This is a genomic window from Streptomyces omiyaensis (genome assembly GCF_014650895.1).
GTDB lineage: Bacteria > Actinomycetota > Actinomycetes > Streptomycetales > Streptomycetaceae > Streptomyces > Streptomyces omiyaensis.
Window position 1 is genome coordinate 20851 of record NZ_BMVV01000005.1, and the last position, 19586, is coordinate 40436.

A 19586-nucleotide genomic window follows, 5' to 3' on the forward strand; every position below is an offset into this window, starting at 1 on the left:
GGTGGAGCGGGTTCGTTACGGTTCCCGGCGGTCGGGTCCGCGGGGGGCGTCGGGTTCGCCGGGGCCGGGGGCGGCGAGGTCGTCGACGGCGGAGGCGGTGACGACGGCGCCGGTGGAGCGTCTGCCGCGGCGCAGGCGGCGTTCGAGCCAGGAGGCGAAGGTGGTGAGGGCGAGGTTGAGGAGGACGAAGAGGACGGCGACGACGGTGAAGCAGGCGATGGTGTTGGCGCCGTAGTTGGCGCTCATGGGGCGGACCGAGGCGAGGAGTTCGGCGAAGCCGAGCATGGCGCCGCCGAGCGCGGTGTCCTTGACGATGACGACGAGCTGGCTGACCAGGGCGGGCAGCATGGCGGTGACGGACTGGGGCAGCAGGACGTACGCCATGGTCTGGCCCTTGCGCATGCCGATGGCCTTGGCGGCGTCGGTCTGGCCGGCGGGGAGGGCGAGGATGCCGGCGCGGACGACCTCTGCGAGGACGGAGGCGTTGTAGAGGACGAGGCCGGTGACGACGGCGTACAGGGGGCGGGTCTCGGGGCTGATGTCGGTGAACTCGGCGTAGGCGGCGTTGGCGAAGAGCATGAGGATGAGGACGGGGATCGCGCGGAAGAACTCGACGACGGTGCCGGCGCCGGCGCGGACGGCACGGTGGTCGGAGAGGCGGGCGATGCCGAGGAGGGCGCCGAGCGGGAGGGCGAGGAGCATCGCGAGGCCGGCGGCGACGACGGTGTTCCTCAGGGCGGGCAGGAGGTACGTCTCCCAGGCCCGTCCGTCGGTGAAGAAGGGTTCCCATTTGGCCGCCTCCAGCTGGTTCTTGGCGGCGAGTCCGTCGATCACCCACCAGACGGCGGCGGCGAGGGCGGCGAGGAAGAGCACCGTCCACAGCAGGTTGCGGCGGCGGGCGCGGGGGCCGGGGACGTCGTAGAGGACGGTGGCGGGCTCGCCCGTGCCGGGGCGCTTCCCGGCGCCCTTCCCGGCCGGGCTCCCGGCGTCCTTCCCCGAGCGCTTCCCGGCGTCCTTCCCGGCCGGGTTCCCCGCGTCCCTCGTCGCGTTCTCCGCCGCGCTCGTGCCGGGGCGCTCCCCCGCGTCCTTCCCGGGGCGCTCACCCGCCTCGTCGCCGGAGCGGCTCACCGCTTGACCGCCACCTTCCTGGCGAGCCGGCCGAGGAGGAGGCCGGTGGGGAGGGTGAGGCAGATGAAGCCGAAGGCGAAGATGGCGGAGATGAGGATGAGCTGGGCCTCGTTCTCGATCATCTCCCGCATGAGCAGGGCGGCTTCGGCGACGCCGATGGCGGCGGCCACGGTGGTGTTCTTGGTGAGGGCGATGAGGACGTTGGCGAGGGGGCCGACGACGGACCGGAAGGCCTGCGGGAGCACGACGATGCGGAGGGTCTGGGGGAAGCTGAGGCCGATCGCACGGGCGGCCTCGACCTGGCCGAGGGGGACGGTGTTGATCCCGGAGCGGAGCGCCTCGCAGACGAAGGCGCTGGTGTAGGCGGTGAGGCCGAGGACGGCGAGCCGGAAGTTGATGGTGGTGAAGCGGTCGGCGCCGAGGCTGACCCCGAGGGTCTGGAAGAGGCCGAGCGAGGTGAAGACGATGATGACGGTGAGGGGGATGTTGCGGACGATGGTGACGTAGGCCGTGCCGAAGGCGCGCATGAGGGGGACGGGCCCGACGCGCATGGCGGCGAGCAGCGTCCCCCACACCAGGGAGCCGAGGGCGGACCAGAAGGTGAGCTGGACGGTCAGCCAGAAGGCGCCCAGCAGGTCGTAGCCGTCGAGGAAGTCGAACACGGCGGCCGGCTCACTCGACGATCACGCCGATCTGCGGTGCCGGTTCGTTCTGGTAGCCCGCCGGCCCGAAGTTCTTCTCCACTGCCTCGTCCCAGGAGCCGTCCTCGACCATCTTCTCCAGGGCCGTGTTGATCTTGTCCTTGAGGTCGCTGCCCTTCTGGACGCCGATGCCGTAGTTCTCGTTGCTCAGCTCGAAGCCGCCGAGCTTGAACTTCCCCTCGAACTCCTCCTGCGCCGCGTATCCGGCGAGGATCGAGTCGTCGGTGGTGAGGGCGTCGATGACGCCGTTCTCCAGGCCGGTCAGGCACTCGGAGTAGCCGCCGTACTCCTGGAGCTGGGCGTCGGGGGCGATCTCGTCCTTGACGTTCTGGGCGGAGGTGGAGCCGGTGACGGAGCAGAGCCGCTTGTCGTTCAGGTCGGACGGCTGCTTGATGGAGTCGTCGTCGGCCCGGATCAGGACGTCCTGGTGGGCGAGGAGGTAGGGGCCGGCGAAGTCGACCTTCTCGGCGCGCTCGTCGTTGATCGAGTACGAGGCGGCGATGAAGTCGACGTCGCCGCGCTGGAGCATGGTCTCGCGGTCGGCGCTCTTCGCCTCCTTCCAGACGATCTCCCCGGGTTCGTGGCCCAGTTGCCCGGCGACGTACGTGGCCACGTCGACGTCGAAGCCGGTGTAGGTGCCGTCGGGGGTCTTCAGGCCGATGCCGGGCTGGTCGAACTTGATGCCGATGGTGATCCGGTCGTCGTCCGAGTGGTCGGCGGGCATCGCGCCGTGGGCGAGCGAGGCGGAGCCGAGGGCGAGGACGACGGCCGTGGCCGAGGCCACGAGGGTCCGGGTGGTCCTGAGCGGGTTCATGCTGATCACCCCGTGAGGGCTCAGTGGTGGAGGATCTTGGAGAGGAAGTCGCGGGCGCGGGCGCTGCGCGGATTGCCGAAGAACTCCTCGGGGGTGGTCTCCTCGACGATCCGGCCGTCGGCCATGAAGACGACCCGGTCGGCGGCGGAGCGGGCGAAGCCCATCTCGTGGGTGACGACGACCATGGTCATGCCCTCCCGGGCGAGCTGCTGCATGACCTCCAGGACCTCGTTGATCATCTCGGGGTCGAGGGCCGAGGTCGGTTCGTCGAAGAGCATCACCTTCGGGTCCATGGCGAGGGCGCGGGCGATGGCGACGCGCTGCTGCTGCCCGCCGGAGAGCTGGGCCGGGTACTTGTCGGCCTGGGCGGCGACGCCCACCCGGTCGAGGAGGGCGCGGGCCCGTTCCTCGGCGGTGCGGCGGTCCTTCTTCCGGACCTTGACCTGCCCGAGGGTGACGTTCTCCAGGACGGTCTTGTGGGCGAAGAGGTTGAAGGACTGGAAGACCATGCCGACGTCGGCGCGGAGCCCGGCGAGCTCCTTCCCCTCGGCGGGCAGGGGTCTGCCGTCGATGCGTATCTCGCCGCCGTCGATGGTCTCCAGGCGGTTGATCGCCCGGCAGAGGGTGGACTTCCCGGAGCCGGAGGGTCCGATCACGACGACGACCTCGCCCCGCCGGATCGTGAGGTCGACGGCCTGGAGGACGTGCAGGCTCCCGAAGTGCTTGTCGACCCGGCGCAGCACGACGAGCGCGTCGCCCTCGTCCGTGACGCGGCCCTCCGGGACGGGCATGTCACCCTCCTGGCTCACGCCCCCGTCTGCGGTTTCCTCCCCGGTCTCATGCTCCGCCCTGCGCCGCCGGGCCGCACGCCGGGGCGGTGCGGGGCCGTGCCCGGCGGGCCGCGCCGCCTGCGGTCCGGGCGGGGTGGGCGGAGACTGGGAACGGAGCAGCACGCGCGAGGAGGAGGGCCCGTCATGAGGAGTGCCGCACCCAAGGTCAGTACGCTGCCGGCGGAGCACCGCGAGCGGCTGATGGCCTTCGCCGAGGACGTGTACTTCGACTCCGGCGACCGGCTCTTCGAGGAGCAGGCGCACGCGGAGCGGTTCTGGATCGTGAAGACCGGCGCGGTCCATCTGGACGCCAAGGTGCCGGGCCGGGGGTCGCCGGTGATCGAGACCCTGCGCCACGGCGAGCTGGTGGGCCTGTCGTGGCTGTTCCCGCCCTATCTGTGCCAGTCGGGGGCGGAGGCGATGACCCCGGTCAGGGCGTACCAGTTCGACGCGACGGCGGTCCGCTCGATGTGCCACACGGACCTGGAGTTCGGGGCCGCGGTGTACTTCTGGGTGGGGTCGATCCTGGCGCACCGGTTGCAGGTGACCCGGGTCCGGCTGCTCGACCTGTACGCGCCGCACGGCAGCGGGATCATGGCGTGAGCCGGGTGCGGCACGGGCGTTGACCTCTCACGGGCGCGGCCGTACGGTCCGGACGGTTCTCCCGTCCGGACCGTCAGGAGCGGCGCATGGCCCCGTCCGAACCCGCGCCCGGCCGTCCTGGTGACACGCGCGCCCGGGCGGCGCGGCCCGGCCCGCCCGACGCACGTGAACGTCCCGGCCGGCGTGACCGGTGGGGCGGGCGGCCGTTCGGTGCCGGCGCGGCGCTCGTGCTGGGCGGCGCCGAGATCCTGCTGGTGCAGCGGGCAGGACCCGCGACGCTGCTCGCGTCGGGGGCCGACGTCCGGTACGCGCTGCCGCTCCTCATGTGCCTGTGCGGGCTCCTGCTCGTGCTCCACCCGGGCGGACGGCGCGCGTACGCGGTCGTCGGCGTCCTGGCCTCGCTCGGCACCTGGGTCGCCTCCGACCTCGGCGGTTTCCTACTCGGCACGACGCTCGGGCTCGCGGGCGGCGCGCTCGCCACGGGCCGGGCCCCCGACCGGGCGGAGTGATCTCCGCCGCACCCGTGCCCGGGCCGGCTCCGGGCCTGTTACCCGACGGTACGGTGAGCGGACCGGCGACGGGCGGGAGGCCCCGATGACTGCACCTGGGAACGCGCGCGAGGCACTGGTCCTCGTCACCGACGACTTCGCCGAACTCCCCTTCGCCGGGGAGCCGTCCGACGGGGACGGGCCGATCGACTGGCCGGGCTACGGCCGGTCCCGGGCCGCGGCGGCCGCCCGCTCGGGCGAGGCCGAGTCCGTGGTCTGCGGCACCGGCACGGTCGGCGGGGTCCGGACGGTCCTCGTCTCCTTCGAGTTCGGCTTCCTCGGCGGCTCCATCGGGGAGGGCACCGGCGCCCGGGTCGCCGCCGCGCACGCCCACGCCCGGGAGCACCGGCTGCCCGTGACCGTCCTGCCGGCGACCGGCGGCAGCCGGATGCACGAGGGCATGCGGGCGCTGGTGCAGCTCCAGCGGCTGGCCGGGGAGTCGGCGCTCACCCGGGCCGCCGGACTCCCCCAGCTCGCGGTCCTGCGGGACCCGACGACCGGCGGCGGCTGGGCCACCCTCGGGGCCGGCGCCGACGTGGTCCTCGCGCTGCCGGGCGCGCAGGTCGGCTTCGCCGGCTCCCGGGTCCGGCCCCGGGACGCCGACCCGGCGGCGTACACGGCCGAGTCCCAGCTGGTCCACGGACACGTGGACGCGGTCGTCCCGGCGGCGGAGCTGCGGACGGTGCTGGGGCGCTGGCTGGCGCTGCTCACCCGGCCCGCCCGGGGCCCGGTGCCGCCGCCGTACGCGCTCGGCGGGACGGAGCCGTCCGCGAGCGGTCGGGAGGCGGTGGCCCGCGCCCGCCGTCCCGAGCGGCCCCGGGCGGAGGCGTACCTCGACGAGGTGTTCACCGAGCGCGCGGAGCTCTCCGGGGACCGCGCGGGCGGCACCGATCCGGGGACCCTGTGCGGCTTCGGCCGGCTTCCGGACGGGCGTACGGCCGCCTACGCGGCGCAGTGCGGGACGGCGACCCGGCCGGCCGGTTTCCGCACCGCCGCCCGGCTCGTGCGGCTCGCCGGCCGGCTCGGGATCCCCGTCCTGACGCTGATCGACACCCCGGGCGCCGCCAACGACGCCGAGGCGGAGCGGGCCGGTGCCGGACCGGCCATCGCCGAGCTCTTCGGCGCCGTCGCGGAGGCGCGGGTCCCCGTCACCTCGCTGCTCATCGGCGAGGGCGGCTCGGGCGGGGCGCTGGCCCTCGCCGCCCCCGGCCGCACCTGGGCGACCCCGGACGCGTACTTCTCCGTGATCGCGCCGGAGCTCGCCACGGCCATCCTGAAGCGGCCTCCGGAGGACGCCGACGGGACGGCCGACCTGCTGCGCCTGTGCCCCGAGGACCTGGTGGCCCTCGGCGTCGCCCGGGGCGTGGTCGGGGCCCGGCCGGAGGACGCGTCCGCCCCCGGCCGGGGCTGAGGCCGGAGGGCGGACGGCGAAGGGCGGAAGGACGCCGGGGGCTCAGTGGCCGAGTTTCCGCTTCAGCTCGGCCTTGTTCATCTTCGAGCGGCCGTGCAGGCCGCGGCGGCGCGCCTCCGCGTAGAGCTGGTCGTAGGTCGGGCCCCGGGATCCGCTGTGCGAGCGCAGTCCGCCGCGCCGCGACGAGGAGATGTCCTCGGTGGAGCTCTTGCTCGCCGTCTTCGACTCCCCGGCACGGGCCCGTTCCTTGTTGACCGTGCGGGCGGCGATCTCCTCGGCGCGGTCCTCGCTCTCGCCGCGTTCCAGCGCGCTCTCCTTGATGTGCTCGTACTGCCGCTCGCGCTTGGCGTTCGATCCGCGGGGCATGGTGCGCTCCTCTCGTGGGGTCGTGGGGCCGTGGGGCCGTGGGGTTCAGGCTTCGGGTGTCCCGCCGCCCAGGTGCCGCCGGGTCCAGCGGACCACCAGGCGCAGCAGCAGGGCCAGGGTCGCCACCCAGACGGCGGCGAAGGCCCAGATCAGTGCGGGGGCCGAGGTCGTCACGGCGAGGACGAGCAGGGTGAGCGTCGCGGTCCCGAGCAGCGCGGCGCACACCCCGCCCCGCGCGGTGCGGCGTGGGAGGGCGCGGGGCCGGCGGCCGGCCATGCGCCGGACGAGGGCGTCGTCGGCGCTCAGGTCCTCCTCGATCTCGGCCAGTACACGACGCTCGTACGCGGAGAGCCGGGCCTCGTCCATCGGTCCACCTCCTCCGGTCCGTGCCCCCCGCGACGGGACGGGGTCCGCCGCGGCGCTCCGCGCCGCTCCGTCTCGCCCGTCCCTTCCCGTTCGTCCTTCCGGGAGCGGCTACCCGCCCCGGGGCCGTTCAGACGGAGGTCCGTCCCCCGGCTCGGGCTGCGGGAAGGCGACCTCGCACCAGACCGTCCGGCCGGGGACCCGGGTGTGCCAGCCCGAAGCGATGCCGAGCCGGCGGAGGAGGAAGAGGGCCTGCGGGGCGGGCGGTCCCCCCGTGAACGGGGGGCCGGTGGCGGTGTCGCTCAGCTCGATCCGGACGCCCGCGGTGAAGCGCTCCAGACGGAGCTCGTACGGGACTCCTCCCCGGCGGACGGCGTCGGCCACCAGCTCGGTGAGGAGCAGCATCACGTCCCCGGCGGCCGTCGCGCCCCGGGGCGACAGCGGCCCGTACCAGTCCCCGATCGCGGCCCTGGCGAGTGCGCGGCAGCGGCCGGCCGTGCCCGGGCCGTCACCGAGAGGATGACACCGGGAGCGCCGTGTCGTCGCCCTACGCTCACGTATCTCCATGTACGGCGACTGACCCGGACGGAATGAGTCAAAACCCCTCGACGGGGAATCCTTCCTTCAGGACGTTCGACCGGCGGACCGCGACACCTTCCTCCTCCGAGGCGGGCCCCGGCCCACCGGAACCGTCGAAGGAGTCCGCATGGCCACCGGCCAGGCCGCCCCGTCCGTCCGCACGGACCGGCGCCGTCTCCCGCCCACCCCCGCCGCCCGGCGGCGGGCGCTCGGCCCCCTGAAAGCCCCGGAGCGTCCGCTCGACGCCTCCACCCAGGACGCCCGGACCCTGTCCGTGGCGCTCTTCCGGCGGCTGGGGACGCTCGACGAGGGCACCCAGGAGCACGCGTACGTGCGCAACACCCTGGTGGAGCTCAACCTCAGCCTCGTGAAGTTCGCCGCCCGGCGGTTCCGCGGCCGGCCCGAACCGATGGAGGACATCGTCCAGGTGGGCACGATCGGGCTGATCAAGGCGATCGACCGTTTCGACCCGGGCCGCGGGGTGGAGTTCTCCGCCTTCGCGCTGCCCACCGTCGTCGGCGAGATGAAGCGGTTCTTCCGCGACACCGGCTGGGCCGTGCGGGTGCCGCGCCGCCTCCAGGAGCTGCGGATCGAGCTGGCCAAGGCCTCCGACGCCCTGGAGCAGCGGGACGGCCACCGGCCCGACCGCGCCGCGCTGGCCGGCCGGCTGCACCTCACCACCGAGGAGGTGGCCGAGGGCGAGCTGGCGTCCCACGCCTACACCGCGCACTCGCTCGACGCGCCCGTCGGCGACGACGGGTCCGGCGCCCCCCTGGGCGCGGTCGGCCTGCGGACCGCCGTCGAGGAACCCGCCTACGAGCTGGTCGACGACCTCGACTCGCTCCGGCCGCTGCTGACCCGGCTCGACGAGCGCGACCGGCTGATCCTCTCCCTGCGCTTCGGGCAGGAGCTGACCCAGGCCGAGATCGGCCGCCGCGTCGGCCTCTCCCAGATGCACGTCTCCCGGCTGCTCGCCCGCATCCTCGGCGAGCTCAGGGCGGGTCTGCTGGACGACGGTGCCACGGCGGACGCGACGGAAGGCTGACCTCCAGCCACACCACCTTGCCCTCGACGCCCGGCCCCCGGTCCACGGAGCCCCAGTCCGTCGCCAGCCGGTCGAGCACCATCAGCCCGTGGCCGCCGGGCAGCGCGGGCGAGCGGGGCGCCATGCGGCGCGGATGCGCGGAGCTCCGGTCGGCGACCTCGACGCGCAGCAGCCCGTCCGCGTGCCGCAGGACGAACTCCTCCGGTCCCCCGCCGTGCAGACAGGCGTTGGTGACCACCTCGGAGACCAGCAGGAGGACGTCCTCCACGCGCTCGCGCGCCCGGGGGCTCACGGCGGGCGTCCAGCCCCAGTCGGCGAGCGCCCGCGCCGTGAAGTCGCGGCACCGGGAGACCGCCCCCGCACTCTCCCGCAGCGGCAGCCGGCGGATCTGCGCCGGTGTCCCGTCGCCCTCGGCCATCCCGTCGTCCCGCACGGCCGGCGGGCCCGTCACGCCCGGTCCTCGGGACGGGAGTCCCCCGTCCCGGCGGCGAGTGCCGCGCCCACGTCGGCGTACACCCGGAAGACCCGGCCGGCCCCGGTGATCTCGAACATCCGGTCCACCGGAGACCTCAGCCCGGCCAGGTCGAGGACCGCGCCGGTCTCGCGCGCCCGCGCACGTGCCCTGAGCAGCAGGTTCAGTCCGGTGGAGTCGCAGAAGTCGAGCCCCGCGCAGTCCACGACGATCCGGGCGGCGTCCTCGTGCTTCTCCAGGAGGGCGCGCAGCGGCTCGACCGTGTCGTGGTCGAGCTCGCCGGCCGGGGCGACCACCACGGTCCCGGGATCCGGGGCGGACCGGACGGCGACCGTGAACCGGTCGCGCCGGCCGGCCGCCGGTCCGTCGCCGAACGTGCTCCGCTCGCCGTCCATGCGCACCTCGCCTTCACCGGGTGAGTACCAGTCTCGACCCGCGGGCCCGAGTGTGCGAGGAGAGACGCCCGCCGGAGGCGCGCGGAGGCGGTGACGGACCGGAGGCGGTGCCGGGGGCCCGCGCCCGGCGGGGCCGGTCAGACGGTGGCCGGGGGCGGGGTCCAGCGGCGGTTGCGGGCCACGCCCGCGTCGACGCCGTACTCCTTCCTGAGGTGCTCGGGGATGGCGTAGTGCATCACGCGGCCCCGGGTGAGGGTGGACAGCTCGAAGACCGAGGTGAGGTGGCCGAGCCGGTCGAGCGCCCAGGCGGCGAAGGGCGAGGCGTCCTCCACCGACTCCAGGACGCCGAGCAGCGCGGGCAGCGCCTTGACCGCGGTGTCCCAGCGGCTGCGCGGCACGTCGAGCCAGTCGCCGCAGGTGTCGCCGACGAGGTGGCGGATCAGGGCGGAGACGACCGGGTCGAAGAGGGTGCCGGGGACGACCTCCTCGTACAGGTCGATCAGCTGCCGGGTCAGCAGGACGCCCTCCTCCGAGGGGCCCATGTGGCGCAGCAGGTAGAGGTCGAGGAAGGAGCGCGCCTCGTCGAGGGTCTTCGGCACGGCGGTCTGGTCGACGCCGAGGATCGCGCCGACCACCCGCCAGGCGTAGTAGTAGGCCTCGGCCCCCTCGGTGGACATGTGGATGCCGAGCCGGTGGAGGCTGTCGAGGACGAGCATCGAGAAGAACATCTGCCCGCCGATCATGTCCTCCTGGCAGATCGGCACCCCCTCGGCGGCGGTGTCCCAGCGGTCCGCGCGGACCAGGTGGTGGCGGATGGAGGCGTGCAGCAGGCGGACCTTCTGCGCGGCGGGCACGAACCGGCCGCCGGCCTCGAAGGCGTCGGGCCGCATGAGGTACGTGGTGAACTGCCCGGTCTCCGCCATGCGCTTGCTCGGGTAGCGCAGTCCGTGGGTGGCGGAGAGCAGGCGGGCCACGCGCGGGACGACGTAGCAGGCGGGCATGGCGGCGAAGGAGAGGGCGGTGTTGATGTGGACGTTGTTGTCGGTGAAGAAGAGCCGGGCCTTCTCCATCTCGTTCCAGTCCACCCAGGCGGGCGGCACGGCCGTGGTCTCCAGGTACTCGCGGGCCACGTCGGGAAGGCCGGCGGGCAGTTCCTGGCCGGAGACGGAGACGTGACGCATGAGGGAGTTGAAGAGGCCGACCTGGCCGCGCTCGAAGAGGGTGGCGACGACCGCGTCGGCGAGCTCGTCGCCGCCGAGCCGGAGGGCGTCGAGGTCCTCGTCGGTGTACCGGGCGGGCGGGGGGACGGCGGAGGCGGAAGGGGCGGCGGGGTGCGGGCTGGTCACGGCGGGCGCTCCGGGGGTCAGTGGTGGCGGACGGCGGCGCGGTGGGCCAGGTCCGTGAGGGCGCGGTGGGCCGCGCCGGGCAGGTCGAGCTCGTCGAGGGTGCGGACGGCCTCCTCGACGCGGCCGGCGATCATCCGCTCGACGCGCGCGGGCGCTCCGAGTTCGGCCATGAGCGCGCGCACCTCGCACAGCCGGGCGTCGTCGGGCGGCCCGTCGCCGGCCAGGGCGCGGCGCAGCAGCTCGCGCCGGGCCGGGTCGGCGGCCCGCCAGGTCTCGGCGAGCAGCACCGTGGGCCGTGCGGTGCGGAGGTCGTCGAGCGGGGCCTTGCCGGTGCGGGCGGGGTCCCCGAAGAGGCCGAGCAGGTCGTCGCGGAGCTGGAAGGCCTCTCCGAGCGGCAGTCCGTAGCGGGAGAGCCCCTCGCGCAGTGCGGCGGGGGCGCCGGCGAGGAGGGCGCCGAGGAGGAGGGGCTGCTCGACGGTGTACTTGGCCGTCTTGTAGCGGATCACCTTGAGGGAGGTTCCGGTGTCCGGGAGGCCGCCGGTGTGCAGGATCTCCAGGGCCTCGCCGGCGACGAGTTCGCGGGCGAGCGCGGCCCAGAGGGGGCGGCCCCGGGAGAGGTAGGCGGCGGGCAGTCCGGACTCGGCGTAGAGGCGGCCGGCGAGGGCCATCAGGTGGTCGCCGAGGAGGAGGGCGAGCGCGCGGGCCGCCTGCCGGGGCCGCCGGCCGCGGGGGTGCGGCAGTGCGGCGAAGGCGTGGTGGGCGGTGGGGCGGCCGTGGCGGAGGGGGCTGTCGTCGATGAGGTCGTCGTGGACGACGGCGGCGGCGTGGACGAGCTCCATCGCGGCGGCGGCCCGCATCAGGGCGTCGCTGTCGGGCTGTCCGGCGGCGCGCCAGCCCCAGTAGCAGAAGGCGGCACGGAGTCGTTTGCCGTGCCGGGCGGTGGTGCGGAGGGCCTCGGCGAGCGGGTCGAGGGCGTCGTCGACGGCGAGGAGTTCGGCGGCCTCGTCGTCGAGGAAGCCCGCGAGGACGGCGTCGGTGCGGGTCTTGAACGCCTCCGGCGCCCAGGTGTCACTCACCGGGACCGGCCGCGGCGGCGGCCCGGCGGGCGACGGCCTCGCGGGCGAGGACCTCCATGTGCGCGAGGCCGCCGGGGCCGTCCTGGGCGGGGGCGAGGCGGTCGAGCGCGAGCCGGCCCCTGGCGCGGAGGTCGGCGGCCGCGTCCTGGGCGATGTCGGCGGCGTCGGCGCGGCCGAGGAGCCCGCGGAGCGATCCGGCGGCGCCTCCGATCGCCTCCACCACCAGGTCGGCCAGGCCTGCGGCGAGCAACAGGGCTTGTTCGTCGGGCCGTCGGTCCGGGCTCGTGGGGGGCGTCATGCGGTCCGGCTCCTGGGAGTGCGGGGGGGGTGGCGCCCGCGTCGGGCGCCGTACCGGCCCAGGATGGACCAGGAGCGGGCCGCCGGGGCGGCCCGCTCACTCGTTCAGGTGATCATGGTCGGGAGTTCGGGCGCGAGCGGCCTCGCGGCGCTCTCTGAACCGTCGGAGCCGTCGGAGCCGTCGGAGCTGTCGGGCCGGCGGAGCCGTCGGGGCTGCGGACGTTCTCGGCCGCCCCCGCGCCCGGCGCCACGCGGGCCGGGCACGGGGGCGGGGTGACGGAGCAACGGGGCTACGGGACCCAGTGGTTGCCGGAGGCGGTGATCATCACCTGGAGCTGGATGCTGGCGGAGAAGTAGCTGCCGGTGTCGATCGGGGTGGCGACCATCTTGTTCCACAGGGCGTCGAGCCAGGCCTGGCTGCCGGAGTCGGTCATGGCGGCGACGGCGAAGGGGGCGAAGAAGGCCGCCTCGCTGCCGGAGGAGATCTGGGTGCCGTTGAGCTTGTAGCCGATGGCGATCTTGTTCGGGTCGCCTCCGGTCTTGCCCTTGATCCAGGTGTTGAGCTTGCGGGCGGCGGCGAGGGACTTGGCGTCGCCGCTGGTCACGGCGTCGTCGGCGATGCGCCACGGGGTGCGGCAGGCGTTCCACCAGTACTGGCCGTCGTTGGGGTCCTCCAGGACCTGGTTCGGGGCCGGCTTGGGGCTGGTGCCGGTGTCCACCACGAAGTCGGGGAGGAGACCGGTGCCCGGGGCGTAGCCGGACTGGAGGTTGGCGATCTGCGTCTGGTGGGCGGTGCGGACCGCGTCCCAGGTGGTGTCGCCGGAGGCGGCCCGGAAGGCGCGGAAGTGGTCGACCATCCAGTCCGAGGTGCGGGAGATCCAGTAGTACTGGTCGCCCGAGCTGGACCAGTCGCCGAGCTTGAGGAGCTTGGTGGTGGGGTTCAGCTCGTCCTTCTTGATGGCGGCGATGTGCTTGAGGGCGAGCGCCTTGTAGTCGTACGTGCCGCCGCTGCCCCACTGCTTGTCGGCGAGGAGCAGGCCGTAGGCGACGTCCATGTCGCCGTCGGTGGCGCCGTCGCCGCCGTTCACGCTGCGGCAGTCGACGTCCTGTTCGGCGGCGAGCAGGTCGGGGTTGATGGCCGAGGGGTGGTCGAGCTTCCACTTGACCAGGCCGTCGAAGATCTTCTTGGCGTCGGGGTCGGCGCCGGCCATGGTGGCGGCGATGACCATGCCGTAGCCCTGGGCCTCGGCGACGTAGGGGTGGTCGGCGTCGGGGGAGATCACCTGGTACCAGCCGTTGCCGCAGTTCTGCCGGACGAAGGCGGACTTCCAGCGGTTGTAGTAGTCGACGACCTTCTGGTCGAGCGCCGCCTGGCTGCCGGAGGGCTTGAGCATGCCGGCCGCGTAGGGCCTGAGGTGGCTGCCGAAGGGCACGGCGGGGCCGGTGCCGCCCCCGCCGCCGCTCGGCGCGCCGTAGACCTCGAACTCCCAGAGCGAGTAGCCGTACGCGGTGCCGCGCCCGGTCCCGTACATGCGGACGTAGCGGCCGCTTCCCGAGAGGGTGAGGTCGTCGACGGCGCCGTCGCCCGTCGTCGTCGTGTAGACGTCGGTCCAGGCGGATCCGTCGGCGGAGGTCTGGATGCGGTACGTCTTCGCGTACGCGGCCTCCCAGTTGAGCTTCACCCGCGAGAGGGTGTGGTTCGCTCCGAGGTCGACGCGGATCCACTGCGGATCGACGCCCTCCAGGCTGGCCCAGCGGGTGGCGGCGCTGCCGTCCACCGCGAGGCCGGGGGCGAAGCCCGAGCCCTCCACGGAGGAGGACGTGGCCGGCTTGCCCCCGGAGACGAGGGCGTCGGCCGCCCGGGCCTCGGTCTTCGGCACGAGGGCGAGGGGCAGGGCCAGCAGAGCGGCGAGTCCGAGCGGGATGACGCTTCGGCGGCGCATGACAACTCCCATTCTCTTCCAGTCAATCGCTCGTTAGGAAACATTCCTAACTATCGGCGCGCCGAGCGTAGAGAGCGGCGGGGGCCCCGCGCAAGCCCTCTGCGCGGGGCCCCCGCCGGTGTGGCCGGGAGCCGTCGGTCATCGCGGGGGCGCGAGGGCCCTCGCGAGCGCGGCGGCGAAGCCGTCCGGGTTGTCGAGCATCAGGTTGTGTCCGGCGGCCGGGACTTCGAGGACGGGCACGCCCATCCGTGCCGCCTGCTCCGCCGCGCGGTCCGGCAGGCTCTTCTCCCCCACCAGGAACGCCCGGGGCATCGTCAGCGCGTCGAGCACGTCACCGGCCTCGGGCTCGCCGCCCTCGACGAGCGCGACGGCGCAGCGGTGCACGGCGCGCGGGTCGGCGAGCCGCAGCCGCGCCGCGTGGTCGACCCGGTCGGCGACGGCCAGCAGCGTCGCGAACCCGCTCCGGACGAACTCCTCCTCGGGTTGGCGGGCCACGTGCCTGCTGAACGGGCCCCCGCCCGCGTACAGGTTGGGCTCGGCGACGACCAGGCGGGCGATCCGCCCCGGCCGGGCCGCCGCCAGGTGGATCGCGACGGCGCCGCCCATGGAGTGGCCGACGAGGTCGACGCCGCGCAGATCGAGGTGGTCGAGGAGAGCGGCCACCGCCGCCGCCTGCCGCTCGGGCCGGTAGTCGAAGCCGGCGGGGCGGTCGCTCAGCCCGTGCCCGAGCAGGTCGACGAGGAGGGCGCGGCCGCCGCCCAGCGCGGGGTGCGCGGCGATGTGCGCGAAGTCCGAGGCCGCCGTGCAGCCGAGGCCGTGCAGGAAGACCCGCACGGGCCCGTCGCCGGGGAGGTCGATCCACCGCAGGTACGCCTGCCGGTCCGTCAGGAACAGTTCTCTCATGCGGCCACCCTAGGGAGGCGCGCACCGGCCCCGGCCCGGCACGGGCGCGACGGCCACCGCCGCCCGTACCGGGCCGGGGCGGGGCAGGGCGGGGCGCCTGCCGCCGTCCCCGCGGGGGCCGACCGACGCGGCGGGGCGGGCGCGGTGCGGTGCAGTACGGCGAGGTGAGGCGCGGTACGGCGAGGCGCGGTAGAGCGGGGGACCGGCAGGTGTGACGGGTGCATGTCGAAATGCGCGACGGCTGGGGTACGGTGGCCTTCCATGGCATCGAGCACCGCACTCTGGTCCTTCGCCCTCGTCGTGGGACTCCTCACCCTCACCCCGGGCCTCGACACGGCCCTCATCCTGCGCACGGCCGCGCTCGGCCGCCGCACCCGCGCCTGGGGGGTCGTCCTCGGCATCCAGACCGGCACCCTGATCTGGGGCGCGCTGACCTCGCTGGGCGTGACGGCGCTCCTGACCGCCTCGCACCTCGCGTACGAGGTCCTCCGCTGGGCGGGCGCCGCCTATCTGCTGTGGATGGCGGGGCGCATGATCGCCGAGACCTTCCGGCGCGGCGGGACCGGCACGGCCGCCGAGGTGGAGGCCGGCGGCGCCGACACCCTCTCGGGCGGCTGGCGGCAGGGCACCCTGACGAACCTCCTCAACCCCAAGGTCGGCGTCTTCTACGTCGCCGTCCTGCCGCAGTTCATCCCCGCCGAGGCGCCGCACTTCGCGATGGGCCTCGCGCTGGCCTCCGTCCACGTCGCCCTCGGCACGATCTGGTCGACGGTCCTGATCGCCTCCGCGACCGCGCTGGGCACCCGGCTGCGCGGCCCCCGGGCCCGTCGGGTCCTGGACCGGATCACGGGCACGGTGATCGGCGCGTTCGCGGTGCGCCTCGCGGTGAGCGACTGACGGACGGCCCGCCGCGCCCGGCCCCGGCTACTCGTACTCGGCGAGCTGGATGAGGTTGCCGCAGGTGTCGTCGAGGACGGCGGTGGTGACGGGGCCCATCTCGACGGGGGGCTGGGTGAAGCGGACGCCGAGGGCGGTGAGGCGGGCGTGCTCGGCGCGGACGTCGTCGACGGCGAAGGAGGTCGCGGGGATGCCGTCGGCGACCAGCGCCTCCTTGTAGGGGCGGACGGCGGGGTGGCCGGAGGGCTCCAGGACGAGCTCGGTGCCGTCGGGGGCCTCCGGGGAGACGACCGTGATCCAGCGGTCCCCGCCGATCGGCACGTCGTGCTTGAGGACGAAGCCGAGCACGTCGGTGTAGAAGCGGAGAGCCCGCTCCTGGTCGTCGACGAAGACGCTGGCCAGGTTGATCCTCATGGGGTGTCCTCCGGGGGTGCGGGGGTGAGCCATCGCCTGACGATGTGCTCCAGCGGGCGGGTGTCGAGGTCGTGGAACTTGTAGCGGCCCTCGCGGCGGGCCGTGACCAGTCCGGCGGCCTCCAGCACGGCGAGGTGCTGGCTGACCGCCTGCCGGGAGACGGCGAGGCCGTGGCGGGTCGCGAGCCGGGCGCACACCTCGAAGAGCGACTGCCCGTCGCGCTCGGTCAGCTCGTCGAGGATGAGCCGGCGCGTGGGGTCGGCCAGCGCCTTGAACAGATCCTCCTCCATGCCTCCACGATAGGCAAGCCGTCACTTGCCTATCAAGTCGGGGGCGGCTGTCGGTGCCGGGACCTAAGGTGGGTCGCGCGCCCGGGTCCTCGCGTCCTGGGCGCCCACCGGCCCGCCCCCGACGAGGGAGAAACCTTTGAGCACGGCCCAGCGGAAGGGCGCCCCGTCGTCCGCCGCGCACCTCGCCGACAGCCACGAGATGATCCGCGTGCTCGGCGCGCGGGAGAACAACCTCAAGGACGTCAGCGTCGAGATCCCCAAGCGGCGGCTGACGGTCTTCACCGGGGTCTCCGGCTCCGGCAAGAGCTCGCTGGTCTTCGACACCATCGCCGCCGAGTCGCAGCGGCTGATCAACGAGACGTACAGCGCCTTCGTCCAGGGGTTCATGCCGACGCTGGCGCGGCCCGACGTCGACGTGCTCGACGGCCTGACCACCGCGATCATCGTCGACCAGCAGCGGATGGGCGCCGACCCGCGCTCCACCGTCGGCACCGCCACCGACGCCAACGCGATGCTCCGCATCCTCTTCAGCCGCCTCGGCACCCCGCACATCGGCTCGTCGCGGGCCTTCTCCTTCAACATCCCCTCGGTGAGCGGCGCGGGCGCCGTCACCGTGGAGCGCGGCGGACGGACGGTGAAGGAGCGGACCAGCTTCACCGTCACCGGCGGCATGTGTCCGCGCTGCGAGGGCCGGGGCCGGGTGTCCGACATCGACCTGTCCGAGCTGTACGACGACACCAAGTCGCTCGACGAGGGCGCGCTCACCATCCCCGGCTACACGGCCGACAGCTGGTACGGGCGGATCTACCGCCTCGCCGGCTTCCTCGACCCGGCGAAGCCGATCCGCGAGTACACCGGGCGCGAGCGGGACGCGTTGCTGTACAAGGAGGCGACCCGGGTCAAGGTCGAGGGCGTCAACGTCACCTACGAGGGCCTGATCCCCAAGCTCCAGAAGTCCTTCCTGGCCAAGGACGTCGAGTCGCTCCAGCCGCACATCCGGGCCTTCGTGGAGCGGGCCACGACCACCCAGGTCTGCCCCGACTGCGGCGGCACCCGGCTCAACGAGGGCGCCCGCTCCTCCAGGATCGGGGGCAAGAGCATCGCCGACGCCTGCGCGATGCAGATCAGCGACCTGGCCGCCTGGGTCGGCACCCTGGACGACCCCTCGGTGGCGCCGCTGCTGGAGTCGCTGCGCCAGACCCTCGACTCGTTCGTGGAGATCGGCCTCGGCTACCTGGCCCTCGACCGCCCGGCGGGCACCCTGTCCGGCGGCGAGGCGCAGCGGGTCAAGATGATCCGGCACCTCGGGTCCTCGTTGACCGACGTCACCTACGTCTTCGACGAGCCGACCGCGGGTCTGCACCCGCACGACATCCAGCGGATGAACGAACTCCTGCTGCGCCTGCGGGACAAGGGCAACACGGTCCTGGTCGTGGAGCACAAGCCGGAGACGATCGCCATCGCCGACCACGTGGTCGACCTCGGCCCCGGCGCGGGCACCGGCGGCGGCACGATCTGCTTCCAGGGCACCCTGGACGGGCTGCGCGGCAGCGACACGGTGACCGGGCGGCACCTGGACGACCGGGCCTCGGTCAAGGACGCGGTGCGCACGGCGACGGGTGTGCTGCCGGTCCGCGGCGCGACCGCCAACAACCTGCGGAAGGTGGACGTCGACCTGCCGCTGGGGGTGCTGGCCGTGATCACCGGCGTCGCCGGTTCCGGCAAGAGCTCGCTGGTGCACGGCTCGATCCCGGCGGACGCCGGGGTGGTCTCGGTCGACCAGAGCCCGATCCGCGGCTCGCGGCGCAGCAACCCCGCGACGTACACCGGTCTCCTGGACCCGATCCGCAAGGCCTTCGCCAAGGCCAACGGCGTCAAGCCGGCGCTGTTCAGCGCCAATTCGGAGGGTGCCTGCCCGACCTGCAACGGCGCCGGCGTCACGTACACCGATCTGGCGATGATGGCCGGTGTGGCCACCACCTGCGAGGAGTGCGAGGGCCGCCGCTACCAGGCGGCGGTGCTGGAGTACCGGCTGGGCGGCCGGGACATCAGCGAGGTCCTGGCGATGTCGGTCGCCGAGGCGGAGGCGTACTTCGGCGCGGGCGAGGCCCGCACCCCGGCGGCGCACCGGATCCTGGAGCGGCTGGTCGACGTGGGGCTCGGCTACCTCACCCTGGGGCAGCCGCTCACCACGCTCTCCGGCGGCGAGCGGCAGCGGCTGAAGCTGGCGACCCACATGGGCGACAAGGGCGGGATCTACGTCCTCGACGAGCCGACCACCGGGCTCCACCTCGCCGACGTCGAGCAGCTGCTCGGGCTGCTCGACCGGCTGGTGGACTCCGGCAAGTCGGTGATCGTGGTCGAGCACCACCAGGCCGTGATGGCGCACGCCGACTGGATCGTCGACCTCGGTCCCGGCGCGGGCCACGACGGCGGCCGGATCGTCTTCGAGGGCACGCCGGCCGACCTGGTCGCCGCCCGCTCCACCCTCACGGGCGAGCACCTGGCGCGGTACGTGGGAGCCTGACCGGCCCCCGGTCGACCCGGCCGGGCACCGGCCCTCCCAGGACCGCCGCCGGCGGGAGGAGGGCCGGCGTCCCGGCGGACGCCACCGCCACGACGGCGGAGCGCCGGCCGTCGGTCCACTCCGTGACGCGGTGGACGGCCCCCGCTCCCGGGGGGCCCGCCTTGAAGCGGGCCTCCGCGCGGACCCAGGCGCGCAGGAGCGCCGGGCCCGGGTCGGGGTGTGCCGCCGCCTCCCGCAGGTCGGCCTCGGGGAGGAGCCGGCGGAGGACCCCCGGGGGGCCGGGGCGGCGGGCGGCCGGTTCCACGTCGACGCCGACCGGGCCCGGGCCCGCCGCGGCCGCGGCCAGGCCGTCGGCGTGGCTCAGGCTGACGCCGAGTCCGGGGTGCCCGTCGAGGTACGGGCGGCCGTGTCCGTCCCGGGCGCACCGCGGGCAGCGCTGGGCGAGGCCGGTCTCCTGCGGGGGCAGCCCGGTGAGCCGGGCGGCGCAGAGCCGCAGGAGGAGGCGGGCGGCCAGCACGTCGTCGCGGCGGGCCGGGACGCGGACGGCGTCGAGGCGGCGCAGCTCCCAGGGGGCGAGGAGGTGCGGTCCGAGGCCCGGGTGGCCGAGGACCTCCCGGGTGGTGGCCACGACCGCCAGG

23 protein-coding genes are annotated in these 19586 nt (G+C 74.4%); 6 read left to right on the top strand and 17 right to left on the bottom strand.

Going from position 1 to position 19586, the window contains the following annotated elements:
- Positions 1–15 precede the first annotated feature (15 nt).
- The 4 genes from IE287_RS10415 to IE287_RS10430 all read right to left on the bottom strand — a co-directional run bounded on the left by IE287_RS10415 (position 16) and on the right by IE287_RS10430 (position 3434).
- A complete protein-coding gene (locus tag IE287_RS10415) occupies positions 16–885 on the bottom strand; it encodes an amino acid ABC transporter permease (protein ID WP_189848890.1) in 870 nt (289 codons plus the stop codon).
- A 239-nt stretch (positions 886–1124) separates the two neighbouring features.
- On the bottom strand, positions 1125–1790 hold the full coding sequence (locus IE287_RS10420; protein ID WP_189848677.1) for an amino acid ABC transporter permease: 666 nt from the start codon (positions 1788–1790) through the stop codon (positions 1125–1127).
- 10 nt (positions 1791–1800) lie between these two features.
- Complete coding sequence (locus IE287_RS10425) at positions 1801–2643, bottom strand: glutamate ABC transporter substrate-binding protein (protein WP_189848678.1); 843 nt, start codon at positions 2641–2643, stop codon at positions 1801–1803.
- A 20-nt stretch (positions 2644–2663) separates the two neighbouring features.
- On the bottom strand, positions 2664–3434 hold the full coding sequence (locus IE287_RS10430) for an amino acid ABC transporter ATP-binding protein (RefSeq protein WP_189848679.1): 771 nt from the start codon (positions 3432–3434) through the stop codon (positions 2664–2666).
- A 183-nt stretch (positions 3435–3617) separates the two neighbouring features.
- On the opposite strand from IE287_RS10430, the gene IE287_RS10435 reads away from it, so the two are divergent.
- From IE287_RS10435 to IE287_RS10445, 3 genes are all read left to right on the top strand, one after another.
- The gene (locus IE287_RS10435; RefSeq protein ID WP_189848680.1) at positions 3618–4076 is read left to right on the top strand and encodes a cyclic nucleotide-binding domain-containing protein; all 459 of its coding nucleotides are present in this window, start codon (positions 3618–3620) and stop codon (positions 4074–4076) included.
- Between the two features lie 86 nt (positions 4077–4162).
- Positions 4163–4585: a DUF6114 domain-containing protein gene (locus IE287_RS10440; protein ID WP_189848681.1), complete on the top strand. Its 423-nt coding sequence runs from the start codon at positions 4163–4165 to the stop codon at positions 4583–4585.
- Between the two features lie 85 nt (positions 4586–4670).
- Positions 4671–6035: a carboxyl transferase domain-containing protein gene (locus IE287_RS10445; protein WP_189848682.1), complete on the top strand. Its 1365-nt coding sequence runs from the start codon at positions 4671–4673 to the stop codon at positions 6033–6035.
- A 42-nt stretch (positions 6036–6077) separates the two neighbouring features.
- Here the strand turns inward: IE287_RS10445 and IE287_RS10450 are convergent, their stop codons facing one another.
- The 3 genes from IE287_RS10450 to IE287_RS10460 form a co-directional block, all read right to left on the bottom strand.
- Positions 6078–6401 carry a plasmid stabilization protein gene (locus IE287_RS10450; RefSeq protein WP_189848683.1) on the bottom strand — a complete coding sequence of 108 codons (324 nt, stop codon included), beginning with the start codon at positions 6399–6401 and terminating at the stop codon, positions 6078–6080.
- 45 nt (positions 6402–6446) lie between these two features.
- On the bottom strand, positions 6447–6767 hold the full coding sequence (locus tag IE287_RS10455) for a DUF3040 domain-containing protein (protein ID WP_189848684.1): 321 nt from the start codon (positions 6765–6767) through the stop codon (positions 6447–6449).
- A gap of 108 nt (positions 6768–6875) precedes the next feature.
- Positions 6876–7169: an ATP-binding protein gene (locus IE287_RS10460; RefSeq protein ID WP_189848685.1), complete on the bottom strand. Its 294-nt coding sequence runs from the start codon at positions 7167–7169 to the stop codon at positions 6876–6878.
- A 301-nt stretch (positions 7170–7470) separates the two neighbouring features.
- Between IE287_RS10460 and IE287_RS10465 the strand changes: the two genes are divergently transcribed.
- Positions 7471–8388: a SigB/SigF/SigG family RNA polymerase sigma factor gene (locus IE287_RS10465; RefSeq protein ID WP_189848686.1), complete on the top strand. Its 918-nt coding sequence runs from the start codon at positions 7471–7473 to the stop codon at positions 8386–8388.
- Here IE287_RS10465 and IE287_RS10470 read toward each other — a convergent pair.
- The 7 genes from IE287_RS10470 to IE287_RS10500 all read right to left on the bottom strand — a co-directional run bounded on the left by IE287_RS10470 (position 8336) and on the right by IE287_RS10500 (position 14820).
- A complete protein-coding gene (locus tag IE287_RS10470) occupies positions 8336–8839 on the bottom strand; it encodes an ATP-binding protein (RefSeq protein WP_229883390.1) in 504 nt (167 codons plus the stop codon). The two genes, IE287_RS10465 and IE287_RS10470, sit on opposite strands and share 53 nt — an antisense overlap.
- Complete coding sequence (locus tag IE287_RS10475; RefSeq protein ID WP_189848687.1) at positions 8836–9255, bottom strand: STAS domain-containing protein; 420 nt, start codon at positions 9253–9255, stop codon at positions 8836–8838. The genes IE287_RS10470 and IE287_RS10475 overlap by 4 nt, the downstream gene beginning before the upstream one ends.
- A 137-nt stretch (positions 9256–9392) precedes the next feature.
- Positions 9393–10601, bottom strand: a complete 1209-nt coding sequence (locus IE287_RS10480; RefSeq protein ID WP_189848688.1) for an oxygenase MpaB family protein — start codon at positions 10599–10601, stop codon at positions 9393–9395.
- A gap of 17 nt (positions 10602–10618) precedes the next feature.
- Positions 10619–11677, bottom strand: a complete 1059-nt coding sequence (locus IE287_RS10485; RefSeq protein ID WP_189848689.1) for a polyprenyl synthetase family protein — start codon at positions 11675–11677, stop codon at positions 10619–10621.
- On the bottom strand, positions 11670–11975 hold the full coding sequence (locus tag IE287_RS10490) for a polyprenyl synthetase (RefSeq protein ID WP_189848690.1): 306 nt from the start codon (positions 11973–11975) through the stop codon (positions 11670–11672). The genes IE287_RS10485 and IE287_RS10490 overlap by 8 nt, the downstream gene beginning before the upstream one ends.
- A 289-nt stretch (positions 11976–12264) precedes the next feature.
- On the bottom strand, positions 12265–13917 hold the full coding sequence (locus IE287_RS10495; RefSeq protein WP_189848691.1) for a glycosyl hydrolase family 8: 1653 nt from the start codon (positions 13915–13917) through the stop codon (positions 12265–12267).
- Positions 13918–14055: 138 nt separating this feature from the next.
- Positions 14056–14820 carry an alpha/beta fold hydrolase gene (locus tag IE287_RS10500; RefSeq protein WP_189848692.1) on the bottom strand — a complete coding sequence of 255 codons (765 nt, stop codon included), beginning with the start codon at positions 14818–14820 and terminating at the stop codon, positions 14056–14058.
- A 261-nt stretch (positions 14821–15081) separates the two neighbouring features.
- On the opposite strand from IE287_RS10500, the gene IE287_RS10505 reads away from it, so the two are divergent.
- Complete coding sequence (locus tag IE287_RS10505; RefSeq protein WP_189848693.1) at positions 15082–15717, top strand: LysE family translocator; 636 nt, start codon at positions 15082–15084, stop codon at positions 15715–15717.
- Positions 15718–15744: 27 nt separating this feature from the next.
- Here IE287_RS10505 and IE287_RS10510 read toward each other — a convergent pair whose 3' ends face one another.
- Complete coding sequence (locus IE287_RS10510; protein ID WP_189848694.1) at positions 15745–16131, bottom strand: VOC family protein; 387 nt, start codon at positions 16129–16131, stop codon at positions 15745–15747.
- Positions 16128–16421 carry an ArsR/SmtB family transcription factor gene (locus tag IE287_RS10515; RefSeq protein ID WP_189848695.1) on the bottom strand — a complete coding sequence of 98 codons (294 nt, stop codon included), beginning with the start codon at positions 16419–16421 and terminating at the stop codon, positions 16128–16130. Before IE287_RS10515 ends, IE287_RS10510 begins: the two co-directional genes overlap by 4 nt.
- A gap of 199 nt (positions 16422–16620) precedes the next feature.
- Here IE287_RS10515 and IE287_RS10520 point away from each other — a divergent pair, with 199 nt between their 5' ends.
- Positions 16621–18948 (top strand): ATP-binding cassette domain-containing protein, encoded by a 2328-nt coding sequence (locus IE287_RS10520; RefSeq protein ID WP_189848892.1) that lies wholly within the window; start codon positions 16621–16623, stop codon positions 18946–18948.
- Here IE287_RS10520 and IE287_RS10525 read toward each other — a convergent pair.
- Complete coding sequence (locus IE287_RS10525; RefSeq protein WP_373307827.1) at positions 18911–19576, bottom strand: 4'-phosphopantetheinyl transferase superfamily protein; 666 nt, start codon at positions 19574–19576, stop codon at positions 18911–18913. The genes IE287_RS10520 and IE287_RS10525 overlap by 38 nt on opposite strands.
- Positions 19577–19586: the final 10 nt, after the last annotated feature.